Here is a 19,208-nt window from a genome sequence, read left to right on the forward strand (position 1 = left end):
TTGACTACCTTGACAATGATCCCGGTCATATCCTAATGCAAATTCAAGGCTTAGGTTCTAAACCACAATATGAAAGCGTCATTAAAGTCAGTTTAAAAACCGGCGCTATCAAGACATTACAACCGGCACGTATGCATATTGGAGACTGGTTAACCGATAGGCAGCACAACGTGCGTATTGGTATTTATCGCGATGACACAAGCTACCGTATTTACGAGCAAAAAGCAGCGGGTGAAGATCTGCGTATATTATGGGAGTTCGAAGCGCTAGCAGAAGATGTCATCTGGCCTATCGGTTTCGACCATGATCCTAATATCTTGTATATCAGCGCCTATCATCAAGGTCTAAAAGCCATCTTTAAAGTCAACTTAACTGACCCAACATTGACTAAAGAGCTGGTGTTTCACAATGAAAATTACGATGTTGAAGGCTGGTTAGTTTATTCTGAACTAAAGCAAAAAGTGATTGGTTTAAGCACCGACATTGAAGGTGAATATCTGTTCTGGGATCAAGACTATATCAAGTTGAATAATGGTCTAACGGCAGCATTACCCGAGTCACACAATGCCATCACCCAGTTCAGTGATGATGAACGTCGTTACATCGTTTATGCAACTGGCCCAATTGAATCTGGGGCGTATTACTTTGGCAATAGAGATCAAAATGCACTTTACCCTGTGGCTTATCGATACAGCCGATTGCCACCAGAGCTATTATCAACACCTAAAACGGTTAATTACCAGGCTCGCGATGGTTTAGCCATTGAAGCCTTTTTAACCACCCCAAAAGACGCTATCGCCAAAAACTTACCGACTATTATCTTTCCTCATGGCGGGCCAATTAGCTATGACTCAACCACCTTTGATTATTGGGCGCAGTTTTTAGCTAACCGCGGTTATGCGGTACTGCAAATGAACTTTCGTGGCTCGGCAGGTTATGGCTTCAACTTTATGAGCTCGGGTCTTAAAAACTGGGGCCTAGAGATGCAAACCGACATTGAGGATGGTGCTCACTGGCTGATAGGCCAAGGTATTAGCGATCCTAAGCGCATGTGTATTGTTGGTGCGAGTTACGGCGGTTATGCCGCATTAATGGGTGTGGCTATCACACCTGATCTGTATCAATGTGCCATTAGTGTTGCGGGCGTGACAGACCTTGAAGAATTAGTTAAATCATCGCGTGGATACGACAATAGCAAAATTGTTAAAAAACAAATTGGTGATGATTACGACGATTTATATCAGCGATCACCGATTAGCAAAGTGGCCAGTATTAAGGTACCAGTGTTATTAATCCACGGTACGAAAGATCGTGTGGTGCGCGTAGAGCAAAGTGAAAAAATGTATGATGCGCTTAAGGATTTACAGAAGCCAGTAAAGTATATCGAATTAGAAAATGGCGATCATTACTTAAGTAATAACCAACACCGTCTTACTACATTTATTGAAATAGAACGCTTTTTAGCAGCTAATCTTGGAGTACAATAAAGCCAATTTAGTGTTTAACTATTATCTAATTAGTCACAATGAGAACAGCATGACCGAACAATTGATTATTACTGACCTTGAGATCGGCAAGGGTAAAGCGGCAGTAAAAGGGGCATTAATTACCACTCGCTACAGTGGACGTTTAGCCGATGGCACTCAGTTTGATGCGTCAGATGCATTTCAATGTGTTATCGGCACAGGCAGAGTGATTAAAGGTTGGGACCAAGGTATTATCGGTATGAATGTTGGCGGTAAAAGACAATTATCAGTACCGGCACATTTAGCCTATGGTGAGCGTCAAATGGGTGATCGTATTCCAGCAAACTCTGATTTATTCTTTGATATAGAATTACTTGAAGTGCTCACTCGAGACGACGAATTGACATGAATATATCAGTGTAACAAACGAAAACGCGACCGGTGAGGTCGCGTTTTTGTAGTGTGCAATTCGTTATGCTTACGCGTAAGAATGATCACCGTGTTGGTGTTCTGTCACGTCACGCACCCCAGTCAATTCTGTAGGGAACATGTCTAGTAACTGCTTCTCGATACCATCTTTTAAAGTGATATCAACTTGAGAACAACCGTTACACCCACCACCAAACTGCAATACTGCAACACCCGCGTCGGTAATTTCTACCAACATGATGTTACCGCCATGGCTGGCAAGTTGTGGATTAATTTCTGACTGAATAACGTATTCAATACGTTCAACAAGAGGTGCATCGCCAGACACTTTACGCATTTTAGCGTTAGGTGCTTTTAAGGTTAACTGCGAACCAAGCTGATCAGTTACGAAATCAATGCTAGCATCATCTAAAAATGGCGCGCTTTTTTCATCAACCATGGCGCTAAAGCCATTAAAAGGCAGTTCAACATCATCAGCTTCAGCAGCATCGGGTGGACAATAAGACACACCACACTCTGCTTGTGCAGTACCAGGACTGATAACAAACACACGAATGTGAGTGCCTTCAGGTTGATCGGCCAATAGTTTGACGAAATGGGCCTGAGCTGTATCGGAAATGGTGATCATAAAAACCTGCTCCGTCAGGGAGTACCTGAGTAAATTAGTAAGAATTAGACCTATGATACTCTGTGTTGCATTAGCTTTGTAGTGTCCATGAGATTTGATCGTAAAAAAATGATCTAGTTCAACGTTTTTTAAGCTCACAAAAAATGCAAAACGCACTATAACAGGGCTTGCAGCAGGTATTAGCCAATTGTTTTTATTTATAAAAAATATTGTTATTACTCAAGTCGAATTAATCTAACCTACAATCGAGCTAATCTAATAATCCCGGTGCCTCAGCCCGAGCAAGGCACCATGTTTGTACATGAACAAATTGTGCACTAAATAATCGACTTATTTCATCTACGGTTGTACCGGTTGTCACCACATCATCAATTAACGCAACACGCTGATAACGAATCTCCGCTTGTAACTGGAATGCGCCATGGCAGTTCTTGCGCCGCTGTTTACCCGCTAAGCCTGTTTGCGGCGCAGTATCAACCACCCGAGTTAAGCAACTGTCGTCTAGCGGAATACCCGTTAATCGACTAAGTTGTTTCGCAATTAACCAAGCTTGGTTAAAGCCTCGCTGTCGTAAACGATTTGGATGCAAAGGCACAGGGATCAACACCTGTGGTCGCCTAATGATGCCATGTTTAATCAGTAAGGCAATTCGACAAGCTAATTGCTGAGTTATCGCGTTAAGCGGTGCACATTGTTGTTGGTATTTTATCGCGGCAATCAGAGGGCCTAGTCCTTGATGATAACTGCAAGGTGCCACCACAACATTGGGCGTATGTTTAAGGCATTTACCACAATATGCTTGCAACAGTGCGATTTCACGGCCACAACCTAAACACACTTCATGTTGGTACAAACTTGCCGCTAAACACACCTGGCATACACCAGTGAGCACTTGATTAGCAAACAATTGTTCATAATCCATTTGATCTATCCTTTGCTGGCACAGCAAGCAACGGTTGGGTAAACTGCCTAGTAAAATAACCCTAGCACGCTGAATGCGCTTGACGCATAAACGTAATATGTGGGTAATGTTGATTGAATTATTGATTGACGGCATTGGCTATTCATTCCATTAAATAGACTCAAAAGAGGTGTTAACCGTGAGTTTTCCTGCATTGCATATTGATACCCTAGGCTCACAAGGCCAAGACATAGTGCTATTACACGGTTGGGGCGTGAATAACCAAGTCTTTAGTCCGTTAAAAAGCGCCTTGCACCAGTATAGAGTGCATTATGTGGATTTGCCGGGGTTTGGCCTCAGTGGCAACATTGATGGTGACATAACGCAATGGTCACAAGCACTTGCAGCGCAACTTCCACAGCAGGCAATTTGGATTGGCTGGTCATTAGGTGGCTTAATTGCGAGTCAAATTGCCATTGATTATCCAGAGTCTGTAGCAGCATTAGTGACGATTGCCTCATCGCCCTGCTTTATGAGCCGGGAAGCAAATGAGCTTAATCCAACTTGGCCTGGTATCCAGCCAGATGTATTGGCACAATTTTCAAGCCAATTAAGCCGTGACTTAACTCGTACCGTTGAACGATTTTTGGCGATTCAAGCCATGGGAAGTGATAATCCCAAAGCGGATATCCAACAAATAAAAAGCTTAGTGTTAAGCAAACCATTGCCGACACAACAAGGATTATCCCAAGGATTGGATATGTTAGCGCAAGTAGATTTGCGTACAAGAATGGCTCAAATACAACAGCCGTGGTTACGAATTTGGGGTAAGTTAGACAGTTTGGTGCCGAGAAAGATCATCAGCGCATTACCGCAAAGTGACAGCATTGAAGACGTCGTACTACATAAAGCATCCCATGCGCCCTTTATTTCACATCCAGAGCTATTTTTAAGCCATTTATTACCCTGGATCATAAAATACAGCCAAAAATAACCTAATAACACTTTAGCCTTAGTGAAATATTGACTATAATTTAGCCAGCACATCTTATGGACAAGGTCTAGATGATTATTACCACTCATTATCCGCAGATACCGCTAGCAACTTCAAATGTTGCGACGGATCTTGCTCGTGTGGACAATCAACAAAAACCGCCGGTTATTCCACCACAAGAACCCACCAAAGGCCATGAAGAACGCCAATTAAATCCGCAAAATGAGCGTGCTAACGCGTATATTGTTGCAGAGAAAAAACAGCAAGAACAAACTAAACGTCAACAACAAAATGTCGCTCAACAGTCAGTTGAGTCTAAAATACCCGCTTCACCTATGGCTCGGCCTCAGACCATCAGAATTATTGCTAGTCAGACTCCAGCGCTGCAACGTAAAGATATTCAGTTAAAGACCCAACCAAATAACCCTAAAGCAGCAGCAGAACCCAAACAACGCCAGTTTATAGACTCTGGCTTATCAAGTGCGGCATACCAACAATTTGGTCAGCGGATTGGTCAATTCTATCAACAACAATCCGCTCCAAATATTGAATCTCAGTTAAAAATCTTAGCGTGATACTGCGGGAGTAGCCAGATCAGTGATCGTCGGCTTTGCTTGTGTATTTTCCGAGCGATACAACATTTTGTTATAGGCAAGGCTGCCCCACAACGCCCAACCTAATGCCGCTTCTGCTTGTGCATCATCTAATTTGGTTGGCGTTAGCTTTTCAGTCGCAAAATCATAAGTCACACTTTCAGGCGGTAATTCAGGTTGTAAAATAGTCATTTTATTCCCTTCTAATAAGCCAAAGTTTTTATCATATTGCATCATCGCGCGGCCAGGCCAAGAATCAGGTTCTTTGGTTAAATCACGGCCTAGCATTGGATAACTATCTGAAATACCCAGTAACGAAACTAACGTCGGCGACATATCAATTTGGCTCACAACCCGTGGATCGTGCTTCACCGCAATTCCGTCACCTAAAATAAGCCCTGGGATACGGAAACGAGAAACAGGTATTAGTGCAGCACCGCCAACACGACTGTCATGATCGGCCACAATCAAAAATATGGTGTCTTTCCAATATTCTGATTTTTTGGCTTTCTTGAAAAACTCACCCACGGCATAGTCGGCATATTTTACCGCGTTATGCATGGTGTATTGTGGTTGCTCATACAGCTCAATACGGTCATCAGGGAACTCATATGGATCATGATTACTTGAGCTAAACACTAAACTGAAGAATGGTTTGCCCTCTTTGTGCATGCGTGAAAACTCTTCATCAGCACGGAACAATAAGTCCTCATCAGACACCCCCCAAGATGCGACAAATGCAGGATCTTTATAATCACCTTGATCAACAATATCGGTAAAACCATTGCCTAAAAAGAAGCTGCGCATATTATCAAAGTGACTTTCTCCACCATAAATAAACTGTGTGGTATAGCCATGTTGTTTTAATAAATCAGCAATGGTAAAAAAGCCAGTTTGACTCTTACCCAGCTTAACCACTGCACGAGCTGGCGTAGGCGTAAAGCCAGTTGTCACCGCCTCAATACCTCTTACCGAGCGTGTGCCTGTAGCGTATAGGTTTTCAAAAAACCACCCTTGTTGAGATAACTCATCAATATTAGGTGTTAGCGGTAAACCACCTAAACTGCCGACAAAACGCGCACCAAGACTTTCTTGTAAAATGATCACTAGATTCTTTGGTTTGCCAGTATAACTAGCTTGATTGAACGACAAGGTTGGAATGGCGGATGACGTAAATGCACTCAGTGGTCTGCCACTTTCACGGCGCACAATATCAATCACTTTTTGATCAGCTAGCTTGCCATACACTTTCGATGCATCTTCTTCGTTACCCATTTGTTTAATCGCAAAAACTAATGAAAAAGATGAATTAAGTACCAGAGAATTAACTAAAGGATCGTCAGAAAAAGCCACTAATGAGGGATTAAGTGGTCTATGCCCTAACGATGAACGCGCACCTAATATAGTCACAGCAATCACAATAACAGCAAGCACCGGACGCCAGTACCATTTAGGATAGCGAATATTCTGCGTAAGCTTACCAGTAAACCACCAGCCACCCCATAAGGTCGCAATGGTGATCACTGCCGACAAAATAAGCTCGGCTTTACGCCCTGCCCATAACATCGATAATACTTCTTTTGGATACACCAGATATTCAACATACAAGCGATTAGGTCTAAAACCATATTCGGCAATAAATGACGGCGATGATGCTTCAAGGAAAATGATCACCCACAAGCCCAGCGTTAGCCACACTCGTAATATTGTTACCCAAACTCGGCCAACTAAATGCTCACCCGAAAATACAACTGTGCCTAAGGCTGCAATGCCCCATAACCAACACATAGAAGCAAAATCAACTCGTAAACCTTGAATAAAGATATAACCCCAACCTTGCGCATCACTGACGCGATCGGCCTGCCACAAAGACAAACCTAGGCGACTCAAGCTCAAGATAATAAGTGACATAACACTGAATATAATAATGGCTTGGAGTAAGCTTCGTGAATGTTGTGATGAAGAAGGCAGCGCAGAACGTGCGTTATACCTAAAGGAATTTACAGCCATTTATTGCTCCGATATTTTGTTATTTTTTGCTACATGCGCAATTTAGATGCAACAAGACGAGCCAAACGTAACATGATTGTTATTTACAACAGACTAATGTTGGTATTTTTACCCGTATTGTGCTGATGAATAAGGCCTTAATAATTTGATCTATTCAATCAAATTAAATATTTTATTCTTTTACTTATCAATATATTAATGAAAAATCATAAAGACAGGGATCATTGGATCTAAAACTATCTTAGTCTAAGACTCTGATTCATTATCAAAGTTCACTGATAAGGGAGGCTATACTAACCTTTTATTAACGATTCAGCTCAATCGTTTATCTCTTCAATGCGATCTGACTTAACATAATCATGTCTCACGGTCAGCTTTTACTGGAATACTTAGAGTAAACATAATCTTATCTGTCGACACTAACTCGAAGCTAAATGTAAACCCGTTCAATTTGGCGACATTTTCCACAATGGCTAAACCTAACCCATGGCGATCGCTATTTGAACGTGATTGTTCCGCTTGAAATAAAGGTAACGTGAGTCGTTCTAAATCATTGGCATTAATACAAGTGAGTAATTGGTTTTCAATACTAATCACTAACCCTTGGCTATCTGACGTTAATCGTATTGGAATCATTGATTTTGCTGGACTGTAGTACAGCGCATTATCAAACAGATTGGTTAAAATAAGATGTAAAGAAAACTCATCAATAAGATAACTTTTATCCGCAGCACGATTATCAATCATTAAACGAGCATGGATGGCTGAATACTTAAAGGCCAGCTCATCGATAACGCGGCTCATCAGATCATTGATATTGATAGGTTGGCAGTGCAGATTAATGCTTTCAGATGAGGCTTGTTGCAATAATAATAAATTATTAACTATCGTTTTCATCCGTAAGCTAATACTAAGTACATCTTGCTTGTAACTTCCCCCAATGCGCTCATCGTCTGGATAACGAATGTAAATTTCACTCAAACTGATCAATTCACTGATAGGTGTTTTCAGCTCATGGGCAATATCAGCAGTAATACGCTTTTCAGTTTGTAAGTATTGTTGGCTAATTTTGACAAACTTATTGAGCTCTGTGCGTATGGGTTCAATCTCAAGATAGCGCTCAGAGTCGGAAGACAGCGGAATATGTTTTTCATTAACATTGACCGTTTTTAAAGACATATTTAATTCGTTCAGCGGTGTTAAACCACGATAAATAACCTTAATGACGGCCCAGCGTATCAGCACAATAACCAGCAATAAACCAATGCCTAAGGTGGAATCAATAATCACTGAAATTTGACTTAAGTCTTCCGTTGTAATGGCTATCGTTAACCACATGGGTTCGACTTTGCTTATCATTGCGCGGTTTGCTTTGGGAATTTGCGGCTCAAAGTAGGACACCATTGCTCGACCGTCTCGCCCATCGGGCAACACGACATCAGCAAAAACCGCACTGTTAAGTGGTATGTCTTTTTTGAGTAAATTTGCATCGCTGTATTGAGTTAACGATTCAGAGCGCTCGAATACGTTCGAGCCTTGCCATAATTGAAAGAAACTCGCTTTGGTTGATGAGCCAAATTCAGGCATAAATTCGCCAGAAAAATCAAATTCAGTACCTTTGGGAGTGACTTTAACTAAGGTCTTTAGGTAATTAGACTTGTCGGTTAACGCATTATCAAATTCAGCATCAACCCAATTATCTATGCTGATATCAATAGCAAAAAAAACTAAAATTAAAATAGCCGATACCACATAGGTCATGGTGTTGGCTAAATTGGTGGTTAACGATTTCATTCGTGCTCACCCACAAAATAACCAAAACCGCGCTTATTTTTAATGGGTAGCGTTGATCCAACGGCTTTGACCTTTTTACGCACCGACGACAAATGCGCTTCAATAGTATTTTTCGACAAATGGTTAAAAGAGCCTACGACGGCTTCGCTAATTTGTTCAGGATTAAGCACTTGCTTAGGGTTGTTAAATAAATACTCAACGATTTTAAATTCGTTTTTAGTCAGGTCGATATAGTGACCGTTTACATGCAGAGACTTATTACTGGTATCGAGAACAAAGTCAGCAATGCAAATCGATTTAACTTGCTGATTAAGCACACCCCGTCGCCCAAGAGTGATTAATCTGGCTTGTAATTCGTCAAACGAAAAAGGTTTAGTCAGGTAATCATCGGCCCCCGATAATAGTCCATTGACTCGATCTTCAGCTTGAGATTTAGCTGATAAAATAATGACTTTAGCCTGATTACCCAGTTTACGGATGCTTTTGAGTAAACTGATACCATCGACGTTAGGTAACATTAAATCTAAAATAATAAAGTCGTACTGGTTAGTCAGCGCCATGCTTAATCCCTCAGAACCATCACCGGTTTCATCAACGGTATAGCCTAAATGATCTAAGCCAACTCTAATGCCGCGACGCAAGGCTTCTGAGTCTTCAATTAACAGCACTTTCATTGAGTGTCCTTTATCATAATTACGCCTTTATCCACATCGCGATTGATGTTGCAAAAAGGAACCATCACCTAAAACGATTATGAGTCTTTATTGCAACTATTTTGCATAACAAGCTAGCAACTAGGGTTAAGTCAGCTATGCCGACAAAATAACCCACCACACAATGACAGCCATTAACATACTAATAAACACAAAGGCGGAGGCAATATCTTTGGCTAAACCGGACAAGGTATGAAACTCTAAGCCAATACGATCAACCACTACCTCTATGGCGGTGTTAACCAGCTCTGCAAACAACACAAACAGTAATGCCAACACTAATATAGCCGATTGTGGTGCGCTAATATTGGCCATACAAGCAAATATCGTTAATGGGATAAACAGCAGTAACTCTTGTTGGAATGCTGCTTCATTGCGACACATCCACTTTAAGCCATTAAAGGTATTTTTACAGGTATAAAGTAAACGCATTATACCGGTACGTTTAACCACTATTTTTTCCATGTTGATGCTCTCGTCATTGCGCTGGCTAGAAGATGAATTTGAAATTGATGAGGTCATTTATCCGGCCACTTTAATTAGTTTTACACGCTGTGGTGATGTCTAACTTTGGATCATGTACCGAAGTTGCAACCCCATAAAGCCCTAGTAATGAGTGGAACAAATTGTCATGGGAAAAAGTCCCTGTTTGAGCTAAATTAACCAAACATTGACGATCCATTCCTTTCGCTTGAGTGTAGTCTTGTGGCAACCACATAAACCAAGGAATATGAGTTTGCTCCTTAGGTGCAAAGGCATAAGGTGTGCCATGTAAATACATGCCGTTTTCACCCAGAGACTCTCCATGATCAGAAAGATACACTAAGCTGACATTATATTTATCTTGGTATTGCTGCAGTACTTTAATGGTTTCGGCTAATATATAGTCGGTATACGCTAGGGTATTGTCATATACATTGACGATCTCCTCATCAGTACAGTTTTCAATATCACTGCGACTGCATGCTGGTGAAAATCGCTGCATATTTTCAGGATATCGCTTCCAATAGGTCGGGCCGTGGCTCCCCATAGTATGCAAAGCAATCATCTGATTATTTAAGCTGTTTTTGCCTGAAGAAGTTTGGTTTTCAACATCTTGCTTCAACTTAGCACTAAGCTTATTGACTAACACTTGGTCATAACAACTTGAACCATCACATAATATAGGATCATCGTTAGGCGCAATATCAATCTTGGTCAAGCGGGCTGCGACTTCTTTATCACCGCCATCACTATCAAACCAAGTGACTTCAACACCGGCATTCTTTATCACATCTAGGACATTATTTTGCGCATCAGCAGCTTCACGGTTGTAATTATCGTGAGTCAACCGTGAAAACATACAAGGTAAAGAGTAGGCAGTTGCAGTCCCGCAAGAAAACGCATTTTGCAGCGCAATAATCCCTAAATTTTGGGTGTAAGGATTGGTATCACGTTGATAACCGTTATAAGCCATATTTTGCGCGCGGGCTGTTTCACCAACAACTAAGACCATCAACGTCGGCTTGTTATTACTGTTAGCCAGCAAGTGTGCATCTTGACCAATAGGATTAAAGGTTAATTTTTCAGTAAAATAACGGTTATTTAAATACTTAACTGTATTAAAAATATGTGCCGGAATAATCATCTTATTAAGATATTTATTATTACGCCCTACCGATGCGTAATCTTTGTAGAAAAACAGCACCATAACTCCGATTATTGCCAAGCTCACTAGCGTAAATCCAACACGCTGCAAGATGGCTTTAACGAATGATGGGCCACTGGTTAATTTAGCGCGATAAAGCAAAATAGATGGCAAAATACCTAGCAGCAACACATAGCCAACGGAAGGGAGACTGACATATGACCATGCTTCGCCTGAATTGGTCTCGAAAATATTTTCAATCATGCCGTAATCAAACATGACGTTATATTTTAGCATGGCGTACATTGCCGCAGATGACGTCAGAAGCAATACAATCATCACGGGTTTAAACACAAATCTATACGCAAAGAAGCTGAATATCAGCATAAAACAGCCGGTCAGTAAAATGGCTGGCGACAGAGAAAAAAGTACATGCCCCTCTGTGGATAACTCATAGATTTTACGTATTAGCGGAATATTCAGCACAAACCCAAAATAAATAGCAATGATGAAGATCATTGCCTCATAACTGAAACTTTTCTGGGTAATACGAGATAGTGTTTGCGTTAGTAATTTCAATGTTGCCACTCACTATTAACTTAATTGGTGGCGATATTCCACTCTGAAACTTAAGATTCACTTAATATAAACTGAATTATTGCTGTTTTGTTAATTCAGTTTCAATAATATGGCCTGATAAGCAAAAAAACCCTAACATCTAAGATGAAAGGGTTTTAATAATTAACATTCTATTAATATAGAGTGTGGATTCTGGGCGTTAATAGGCTATTTTTTAAGTTTAGCAAAAGCGTCAGCAAACGCATTGCCCATAGCAGCATTTTGCTGCACTTTGACTGGCTTATTAATAGGTTTATTATGCCCCGCAGTTTGGGTATTAGTTGAAGACTTAGCCGCGGCTGATTTTTTATGGTGACTATGTTGTGGCTTAGGTTGTGACTGTCTGGTCGCTTTTTCAGTATCGATTTTTTCGTCAAGACGCATACTTAATGCAATGCGACGACGCTCAATATCAACTTCCATGACTTTGACTTTCACCACATCACCCGCTTTGACTATGGTGTGCGGATCACTAACAAATTTGTCGGTTAACGATGAAATATGCACTAAACCATCTTGATGTACGCCCACATCGACAAAAGCACCAAAATTAGTCACGTTAGTGACCACGCCTTCCAAAATCATCTCAACTTTAAGATGCTTTAACTCTTCGATACCGTCTTTAAACGTCGCGGTTTTAAACTCGCCGCGGGGATCGCGACCAGGCTTGTCTAGTTCGGCCAAAATATCATTAATGGTAGGTATACCAAATGCGTCAGTGACAAAATCGGCAGCGTTAATCTGTTTTAACAAGTCACTATTACCGATCAGTTCTGTTAACGGCAATTGCTTAGCGTTAGCAATCGACTCAACCAAACTGTAGGCTTCGGGGTGAACAGATGAAGAATCCAGAGGATTATCGCCATTACGAATACGTAAAAAACCTGCCGCTTGCTCATAAGCTTTAGGCCCTAAACGGGCCACACTTAATAGTTGCTTACGGTTAGTAAATTGGCCATTCGCATCACGAAAATCAACCACGTTTTTGGCTAAAGCTTTGGTTAATCCAGCCACTTGAGCCAATAATGGTGCCGATGCCATGTTTAAATCAACACCCACGGCATTCACACAATCTTCGACCACAGCGTCCAGCGACTGCGATAACTGACTTTGGCTAACATCATGCTGATATTGCCCTACGCCAATGGCTTTAGGTTCAATTTTTACTAGCTCGGCCAACGGATCTTGTAAGCGACGTGCAATAGAGACAGCGCCACGAATAGATACATCAAGATTAGGAAATTCATTAGCAGCAAATTCAGAAGCCGAATACACAGATGCCCCCGCTTCACTGACAATCACTTTAGTCAGCGTTGGATGCGTCTCTTTCATGGCCGCAATTAACTCGCCGGTAAGCTTGTCGGTTTCACGTGAGCCAGTACCGTTACCAATCGCGATAATGCTCACTTTGTGCATTGCGACTAAGTTACTTAGGGTGCGAATCGACTTGTCCCACAAGTTTTGTGGTGCATGGGGGAAAATAGTCGTGTGGGCCACCAGCTTACCTGTGTTGTCTACAATTGCTACTTTCACACCCGTACGAATCCCAGGATCAAGCCCCATGGTCGCTTTAGCACCTGCAGGTGCTGCCATCAATAAATCACCCAGATTACGGGCAAACACTTTAATAGCTTCTTCTTCTGCGCTCTCACGCATCTTGGCAATAAACTCAGTTTCCATTTGCAGAGCAACTTTAATCCGCCATGTCGAGGTCACTACTGTTTTCAGCCATTCATCAACACTACTGTTGCTGAGACGCAATCCAAAGTGATCGCTAATAATCACTTCACAATAACTGCCTTCAGCAGCTTGGGTGTCTGGATCGGCATTCATCGATAGGCTTAACATGCCTTCATTACGACCGCGTAACATGGCTAAAGCACGATGTGATGGGATTTTGCTCATCAACTCATTGTGCTCGAAGTAGTCGCGGAATTTAGCGCCTTCTTTTTCTTTGCCTTTTACCATGCGGCTTTCAAGAACGGCTTGCTGACTTAAATGCTGGCGAACTTTACGCAGTAATTCTGCATCTTCGGCAAAGCGTTCCATTAAAATAAACCGTGCACCATCAAGCACAGCTTTAATGTCGGCAAAACCGGCTGCAGGATTAATAAATTCACTGGCTTTGCTATCTAGATCTAATTGGCGATCAGCCAACACAGCATCGACCAGCGGCTCAATACCTGCTTCGATAGCAATTTGGCCCTTGGTGCGCCGCTTTGGCTTAAATGGTAGGTATAAATCTTCAAGACGGGTTTTACTGTCGGCGTCATTAATCGCTTGAGTTAACGCTGGAGTTAATTTCCCTTGAGCGCCAATACTCGACAAAATCACTTCACGGCGGTCGTGTAACTCACGTAAATACCCTAAGCGAGAAAACAAGTTACGCAACTGGGTGTCATCTAAACCACCGGTTGCTTCTTTACGATAACGCGCCACAAACGGCACTGTTGCACCATCATCTAATAGCGCAATGGTCGCTGTGACCTGTTGTTCACGGACATTAAGTTCTTGAGCGATAATCTGGGCAATATTATGCATAATCAATCGAATTCGACATGGTTTAAAATAAAATTATGCCAAAGATACCATAAAGACCATCAGTTCGCTGCTAGTACGAAAGGCTTTTAAGATAATCAATAAAAAGAATGCATCATCAGGCCTGAAGTGCTAAAACACACAGATAAATATTGCGGCTTCTTAGTTGTAAATTTTTTAACAACAGACAACATGGCACAGTTAATCGACCACATAGAAGAGTACCCAGCGTGAAAACAAAGCTAATCACTTTAGAAGGCTATAACAAACTCAGAATTGAGCACGACTACTTGTGGAAAGAACAACGTCCTGAAGTGACGAAAATTGTCACCTGGGCGGCAAGTCTTGGCGATCGCTCAGAGAACGCAGATTACACTTTCAATAAGCGTTTATTAAGGCAAATTGACCGTAGAGTGCGCTATTTACGTAAGCTGCTGCCAGAGCTCAAAATCGTCTATTACGCCCCAGAGCAAGAAGGCAAAGTGTTTTTTGGTGCCATTGTCGAAATCGAAAACGATGCAGGTGATATCAAAACGTTTAAAATTGTCGGTCCAGAAGAAATTTATGACGAACGCAAAGATTACATCTCCATCGACTCACCAATGGCGCGCGCCTTACTCAAAAAACAAGTCGACGATGAAGCCGTGGTCAGTACTCCCCAAGGCGACAAGATCTGGTACATCAATAAAATTACCTATGCCAAACCATAGCCTAGTGTGCCTAACTGCAACCTACTTCGTGGTGTTTATCATATGCAATGACAACTCATTTATGAATTTAATGATGAATCACTTAACCACAACTACCACGCTGCACAACTGAAATAACCTTTTGAATTGCCAGCGAGAAACGCCATCGTTTTGTTCTAGATTATATGCAGAGTACCTTGCTCACCACGCATTAAAGCGCCAAAGCCCAAAGGTCATTTTCGGCACACAAACTGATCAATATACTAAGACTATATCGATGATTTTATAAAAATATTGAATAGTGAATATGGAGTGAAGATGTTACAACCTGAGTGGATTTTACTATTTTTATTATTAGGCTCTTTTGTCGGTTTTATGGCTGGGTTATTAGGTATCGGTGGTGGTGGGATTTTAGTCCCGACATTAACCTCTATATTCCTATTGCACGGTATCACTATCGATCATGTAGTGCATTTGGCGTTGGGAACTTCAATGGCTTGCATGGTGATCACTTCTTTTTCCAGTTTCCGATCTCATAATGCAAAAGGTGCGGTTGTATGGTTGGCTGTTAAAGGTATGGTTTTAGGCATTATTTTAGGTACATTTACTGCAACATTTTTAGCCTCATATTTAAGTTCATTATATCTGGGGATCTTTTTTGCATTATTTATGGCATTTGTATCGACGCAGATGTTTTTAAATAAAAAACCAAAACCGTCAAGGCAGTTATCAGGGCCTGCAGGCTTATTTTCAGCGGGTTTAGGTATAGGATCTATATCAGCATTAGTCTCGATTGGTGGTGGCTCTCTAACCGTCCCCTACCTAACATGGCAGAACATTGACATTAAGAAGGCCATTGGTACATCTGCAGCTATCGGGCTCCCCATTTCTATTACAGGTACTATTGGGTATTTGATTAATGGTTGGAGTTTTTCGTCAGTAAATGACTATATCTTAGGTTATGTATATCTGCCTGCGGTGGTATTAATTTCAGTAACCAGTTTTATAACCGCACCCTATGGTGCACTACTGGCCCACAAGTTACCCGTGTCACTGTTAAAGAAAGTATTTGCGGTTCTGCTGATTATATTGAGCATTAAGATGTTGATTTCAATAATATGATATTAAACTGAAATACGTTATCAACGATTATCAATACAGCTTAAAACCCATAATGGGTGTTGAGCTGTAATCCATACTCTAAAAATAGTTGCTAATAATTATCACTAGCGTTTTATTGCGACTTTATTCCTGAATAAAATCTTCCATAAACCATGCGCACAAAGTATGGCGTCCATCAACTTGTGCTTTACTATAAATGGTTGATGCTTGTTGGCGAACGGTTTTTTCTTTGGTTAAACGTACTTCGGCAATTTCTTTGAAACTGAGGCCTTTTAACAGTAAAAGTGCCACTTGTTGTTCACTTTTGGTAAATCCCCAAGCAGTAAATTGTGCTGCAATTGTTAGGCTGTATTCTTGTCTGGCAGCATGCATTTGGCTCGACATATTATTAATCTGCTTATCTGCTTTTACGAGTTTGCTCCTGAGAGCTTTTACCTGGCGAGAGCTGCGTATCAGATCGAAACCTAAATAAATACTGCCCAAGATGGTAAGCAATACTAAGATCCCCTCTTGTGCAATATGCCAAGTTGGGAGGTTGAGTTGCAAGTCAGCAAAGATGTCAAAAAGTTTAAATAACGTTATCAACAGCAATAATATAATAATAAAAACATCTTTTTTCATGGTAACAATCCTGACGCAAAGCAATAATAAAAAATAACCCCAAAAATAACACAAGATAATTTAATAAATTAAATCAAAATCTTACGCTGTGGTACATATGTACCATAAGGGGGTTTATGATACATGCTACCCATGCGATGTAACACCAACATGAATATTATGATTATACATTTTGGGTTACAGAAATCACTTATGTCTGCTGTTAAGTTTAGTATCAAGATATGTCTTCTCATCGCGTTTATAAGTTGTGGTACTTACAGCTATGCAACGCCTAATAACCAACTGCCACAACTGTTGCAAATCAGCCAAGATAGGTTAAAAGCGACACAAGCTAACAAGATATCAACCAATGATGTCCGCGGGGTGGAATTAAGCAGTTCAACTTGGTTGTCCGGCTTACCCAGTATTAACTTAAGTTACCTTAGCGACCTTGATAATAGTAACATTTATGAGCAAGAAGTATCGCTTAACCTACCTATCAAATCATTCAGTTTGCACTCTAGTGATAAACAGCTGAGACAATTGACCCAGGACTTACAAGGTCAGCAGGTCGCATTACAAAGACTGTACTTATCTGGTTTGCTCAGGCAAAGCATGTGGGAGAATCGCATCGCATCGGTCAAACTTAGCCAGCTCAATCGTAAAGCCACCTTACTCGAAAAATTACACACTCAACAAAAACAACTTTCCGATGCTGGAGAGTTACCTTTAGTGAATTTATTATTGTTAGAACGTGAGCGCGTTGACATTGATCTAGCCCAAATTGATCTTAAGCAGCAACAAGCTGATGCACTATCGCTTTTTCGCTCGTTAACAGGCCGAAATGAAATGCCTGAGCAAATAGAAGAACAATCGCACCCTGTGTCTGTTCTTGACTCAGCTAACCCTGATACGGTTAACTCGGCCTTAATGCAGCATCCATTGTGGCGCTTGCAATCACTGCAACAGCAGCAACAGTTGTTAATGATCAAAAGTCAGCAAGCGGGAGAGCAAGATCCTTGGACTGTGTCATTAACGGCAAAAGAAACCGCTGGCGATCAATTTAATGACCAACATTTAGGCCTAGGGATTAGCGTACCGCTGAGTTTTGGCTCGGCACTATCACAAAGTGATCTGTCTATTTGGCAAAAAGATTATCAAGAACAAAGCCTAAACAGTGAACGCATCTATCTTGAATTAAAGACCCAAACAGAAAAACTGGCTATGCAACAGCAAAGTCTTCGCCAACAACAGGCGTTACTGCAGCGCGGACTGTCTTTAAGCAGAACCATCACCGAACATTTAGCCAAAGTGAAAGATCACAATCAAATTGGCTATGAAATCTGGCTGCGTCGCTATATGGACGCGCTTGATACTGAATCGCAATTAGCGCTTAACCAAGTCACTCAGCAACAACTTCATTCTCAGCAACTGCAAGCCTTAGGAATTTCATTATGATGGCCAAATTTGGCGTTAGCCTTTTATGCGTACCTTTTTATTTATTCGCCAGTATCGCGTCCGCGGAGTCGATATCGCTTGAAGATTTGGGTAACTTAGAATTGAGCTATATCCAGCCTCGAAAAGTAGCCAGTTATGAAGGTAGTTCACTGCCAGCACAAATTGAGCGTTTACCCGGTAATGATTATTGGGTTATGACCCCTGAGAATATCCAACAAGTGACTTTCTTAGTCGGTCAGGGGCAAATCGTCACCAAAGGTCAAGCGATTGTGAGGTTGACGGGTCCTGAAGTGTTTCATTTTCTGGCTCAAATAGAGGCTGCTAAAAGTCTTTATCAACTAGCCAAGCAGCGTTACGACCGTAATAAACCATTATTAGAAAGTGGCAGTATTAGCACGGAAAAGTGGCGTGAGATCAGCCAAGATTATTTCAGCACTCATCTTGAATATGAACATATGCAGCATTTTATGGAGATGGTGCAAAGTATCGATGCCAAAACAGAATCATTAGTGGTGATAGCCCCTGTTGCAGGCATTGTCAATCTGAATCATCTCAATAGTCCTTACACCGCAGGAGCCCAGCTATTTTCGCTAGTACCTGCGGACAGCATAAGGGTTAAAGTCAATGTGCCCATGAGCCAATCAACGTCATTATCGGCAGTAAATATTAATCAGTGTCATATTTCGATAGATGAAGTATCGGCTATTGCTGATGGTGTGTTTTTAACGGCATGGTCAAAGCCGGTACCTCAAGAGTGTAACTTACTGTTAGGCCAACAACTCACTGTGATACCCGAGTATCAAAAAGCCGTGTATATGTTACCTAAAAATAGCGTATTTAGCTGGCAACAAGAGAGCCAAATCTTTATCCAAACAGCGCAAACATTATCGGCGCTCAGTATCGATATTTTAGGTTCGACCTCTGATGAATATATTGTTGCGAGCGATCAAGACCTAAGCCAAATTCAAGTATTATCTCAATCTGTTGCGGCTGTTAAAGGGATATTACTTGGCTTAGGAGGCGAATAA

17 protein-coding genes are annotated in these 19,208 nt (G+C 41.3%); 8 read left to right on the forward strand and 9 right to left on the reverse strand.

What is annotated here, in order from left to right:
• The coding region (locus H5185_RS11565; RefSeq protein WP_182742149.1) for a S9 family peptidase at positions 1 to 1,487 on the forward strand (1,487 nt) is incomplete at its 5' end.
• 49 nt (positions 1,488 to 1,536) lie between these two features.
• Positions 1,537 to 1,875, forward strand: coding sequence for an FKBP-type peptidyl-prolyl cis-trans isomerase (locus H5185_RS11570; protein ID WP_182723019.1), 339 nt, complete (start codon positions 1,537 to 1,539; stop codon positions 1,873 to 1,875).
• Positions 1,876 to 1,944: 69 nt separating this feature from the next.
• On the opposite strand, the gene nfuA is transcribed toward H5185_RS11570, so the two are convergent.
• Positions 1,945 to 2,523 carry a Fe-S biogenesis protein NfuA gene (gene nfuA, locus H5185_RS11575; RefSeq protein ID WP_124018258.1) on the reverse strand — a complete coding sequence of 193 codons (579 nt, stop codon included), beginning with the start codon at positions 2,521 to 2,523 and terminating at the stop codon, positions 1,945 to 1,947.
• Between the two features lie 250 nt (positions 2,524 to 2,773).
• Positions 2,774 to 3,580 carry a ComF family protein gene (locus H5185_RS11580; RefSeq protein ID WP_182723018.1) on the reverse strand — a complete coding sequence of 269 codons (807 nt, stop codon included), beginning with the start codon at positions 3,578 to 3,580 and terminating at the stop codon, positions 2,774 to 2,776.
• A gap of 43 nt (positions 3,581 to 3,623) precedes the next feature.
• On the opposite strand from H5185_RS11580, the gene bioH reads away from it, so the two are divergent.
• The gene (bioH, locus tag H5185_RS11585) at positions 3,624 to 4,418 is read left to right on the forward strand and encodes a pimeloyl-ACP methyl ester esterase BioH (RefSeq protein ID WP_182723017.1); all 795 of its coding nucleotides are present in this window, start codon (positions 3,624 to 3,626) and stop codon (positions 4,416 to 4,418) included.
• Between the two features lie 71 nt (positions 4,419 to 4,489).
• On the forward strand, positions 4,490 to 4,993 hold the full coding sequence (locus H5185_RS11590) for a hypothetical protein (RefSeq protein ID WP_182697678.1): 504 nt from the start codon (positions 4,490 to 4,492) through the stop codon (positions 4,991 to 4,993).
• Here the strand turns inward: H5185_RS11590 and H5185_RS11595 are convergent.
• From H5185_RS11595 to H5185_RS11620, 6 genes are all read right to left on the reverse strand, one after another.
• Positions 4,985 to 6,922, reverse strand: coding sequence for an LTA synthase family protein (locus H5185_RS11595; protein ID WP_243641000.1), 1,938 nt, complete (start codon positions 6,920 to 6,922; stop codon positions 4,985 to 4,987). The genes H5185_RS11590 and H5185_RS11595 overlap by 9 nt on opposite strands.
• Before the next feature lie 456 nt (positions 6,923 to 7,378).
• Positions 7,379 to 8,815, reverse strand: coding sequence for a sensor histidine kinase KdpD (locus H5185_RS11600; RefSeq protein ID WP_182723016.1), 1,437 nt, complete (start codon positions 8,813 to 8,815; stop codon positions 7,379 to 7,381).
• Positions 8,812 to 9,489 carry a response regulator transcription factor gene (locus tag H5185_RS11605; RefSeq protein WP_124018253.1) on the reverse strand — a complete coding sequence of 226 codons (678 nt, stop codon included), beginning with the start codon at positions 9,487 to 9,489 and terminating at the stop codon, positions 8,812 to 8,814. The genes H5185_RS11600 and H5185_RS11605 overlap by 4 nt, the downstream gene beginning before the upstream one ends.
• Positions 9,490 to 9,624: 135 nt before the next feature.
• Complete coding sequence (locus H5185_RS11610) at positions 9,625 to 9,993, reverse strand: diacylglycerol kinase (RefSeq protein ID WP_124018281.1); 369 nt, start codon at positions 9,991 to 9,993, stop codon at positions 9,625 to 9,627.
• A 70-nt stretch (positions 9,994 to 10,063) separates the two neighbouring features.
• Positions 10,064 to 11,734, reverse strand: a complete 1,671-nt coding sequence (locus tag H5185_RS11615; protein WP_259395284.1) for a phosphoethanolamine transferase — start codon at positions 11,732 to 11,734, stop codon at positions 10,064 to 10,066.
• Between the two features lie 207 nt (positions 11,735 to 11,941).
• Entirely contained in the window at positions 11,942 to 14,314 is a 2,373-nt protein-coding gene (locus tag H5185_RS11620) for a Tex family protein (protein WP_182723015.1), read from the reverse strand.
• 227 nt (positions 14,315 to 14,541) lie between these two features.
• Between H5185_RS11620 and greB the strand changes: the two genes are divergently transcribed.
• Both greB and H5185_RS11630 read left to right on the forward strand, forming a co-directional pair.
• Entirely contained in the window at positions 14,542 to 15,021 is a 480-nt protein-coding gene (gene greB, locus H5185_RS11625) for a transcription elongation factor GreB (RefSeq protein ID WP_124018251.1), read from the forward strand.
• Between the two features lie 297 nt (positions 15,022 to 15,318).
• Positions 15,319 to 16,122: a sulfite exporter TauE/SafE family protein gene (locus tag H5185_RS11630; protein WP_182742150.1), complete on the forward strand. Its 804-nt coding sequence runs from the start codon at positions 15,319 to 15,321 to the stop codon at positions 16,120 to 16,122.
• A gap of 123 nt (positions 16,123 to 16,245) precedes the next feature.
• On the opposite strand, the gene H5185_RS11635 is transcribed toward H5185_RS11630, so the two are convergent.
• On the reverse strand, positions 16,246 to 16,743 hold the full coding sequence (locus tag H5185_RS11635) for a LuxR C-terminal-related transcriptional regulator (RefSeq protein WP_124018249.1): 498 nt from the start codon (positions 16,741 to 16,743) through the stop codon (positions 16,246 to 16,248).
• A gap of 192 nt (positions 16,744 to 16,935) precedes the next feature.
• On the opposite strand from H5185_RS11635, the gene H5185_RS11640 reads away from it, so the two are divergent.
• Positions 16,936 to 18,180 (forward strand): metal transporter, encoded by a 1,245-nt coding sequence (locus H5185_RS11640; protein ID WP_182723014.1) that lies wholly within the window; start codon positions 16,936 to 16,938, stop codon positions 18,178 to 18,180.
• Complete coding sequence (locus tag H5185_RS11645; RefSeq protein ID WP_182723013.1) at positions 18,177 to 19,208, forward strand: membrane fusion-like protein; 1,032 nt, start codon at positions 18,177 to 18,179, stop codon at positions 19,206 to 19,208. Before H5185_RS11640 ends, H5185_RS11645 begins: the two co-directional genes overlap by 4 nt.

Source organism: Shewanella sp. SG44-6 (assembly GCF_014164185.1).
Classification (GTDB): domain Bacteria; phylum Pseudomonadota; class Gammaproteobacteria; order Enterobacterales; family Shewanellaceae; genus Shewanella; species Shewanella vesiculosa.

Excerpts from the sequence above, each read along its gene's own strand:
- H5185_RS11570 (WP_182723019.1), top strand. The coding sequence starts at position 1,537 with ATGACCGAACAATTGATTATTACTGACCTTGAGATCGGCAAGGGTAAA.
- nfuA (WP_124018258.1), bottom strand. The coding sequence starts at position 2,523 with ATGATCACCATTTCCGATACAGCTCAGGCCCATTTCGTCAAACTATTG.
- H5185_RS11580 (WP_182723018.1), bottom strand. The coding sequence starts at position 3,580 with ATGCCGTCAATCAATAATTCAATCAACATTACCCACATATTACGTTTA.
- H5185_RS11590 (WP_182697678.1), top strand. The coding sequence starts at position 4,490 with ATGATTATTACCACTCATTATCCGCAGATACCGCTAGCAACTTCAAAT.
- H5185_RS11595 (WP_243641000.1), bottom strand. The coding sequence starts at position 6,922 with ATGTCACTTATTATCTTGAGCTTGAGTCGCCTAGGTTTGTCTTTGTGG.
- H5185_RS11600 (WP_182723016.1), bottom strand. The coding sequence starts at position 8,815 with ATGAAATCGTTAACCACCAATTTAGCCAACACCATGACCTATGTGGTA.
- H5185_RS11605 (WP_124018253.1), bottom strand. The coding sequence starts at position 9,489 with ATGAAAGTGCTGTTAATTGAAGACTCAGAAGCCTTGCGTCGCGGCATT.
- H5185_RS11610 (WP_124018281.1), bottom strand. The coding sequence starts at position 9,993 with ATGGAAAAAATAGTGGTTAAACGTACCGGTATAATGCGTTTACTTTAT.
- H5185_RS11620 (WP_182723015.1), bottom strand. The coding sequence starts at position 14,314 with ATGCATAATATTGCCCAGATTATCGCTCAAGAACTTAATGTCCGTGAA.
- H5185_RS11630 (WP_182742150.1), top strand. The coding sequence starts at position 15,319 with ATGTTACAACCTGAGTGGATTTTACTATTTTTATTATTAGGCTCTTTT.
- H5185_RS11635 (WP_124018249.1), bottom strand. The coding sequence starts at position 16,743 with ATGAAAAAAGATGTTTTTATTATTATATTATTGCTGTTGATAACGTTA.
- H5185_RS11640 (WP_182723014.1), top strand. The coding sequence starts at position 16,936 with ATGTCTGCTGTTAAGTTTAGTATCAAGATATGTCTTCTCATCGCGTTT.
- H5185_RS11645 (WP_182723013.1), top strand. The coding sequence starts at position 18,177 with ATGATGGCCAAATTTGGCGTTAGCCTTTTATGCGTACCTTTTTATTTA.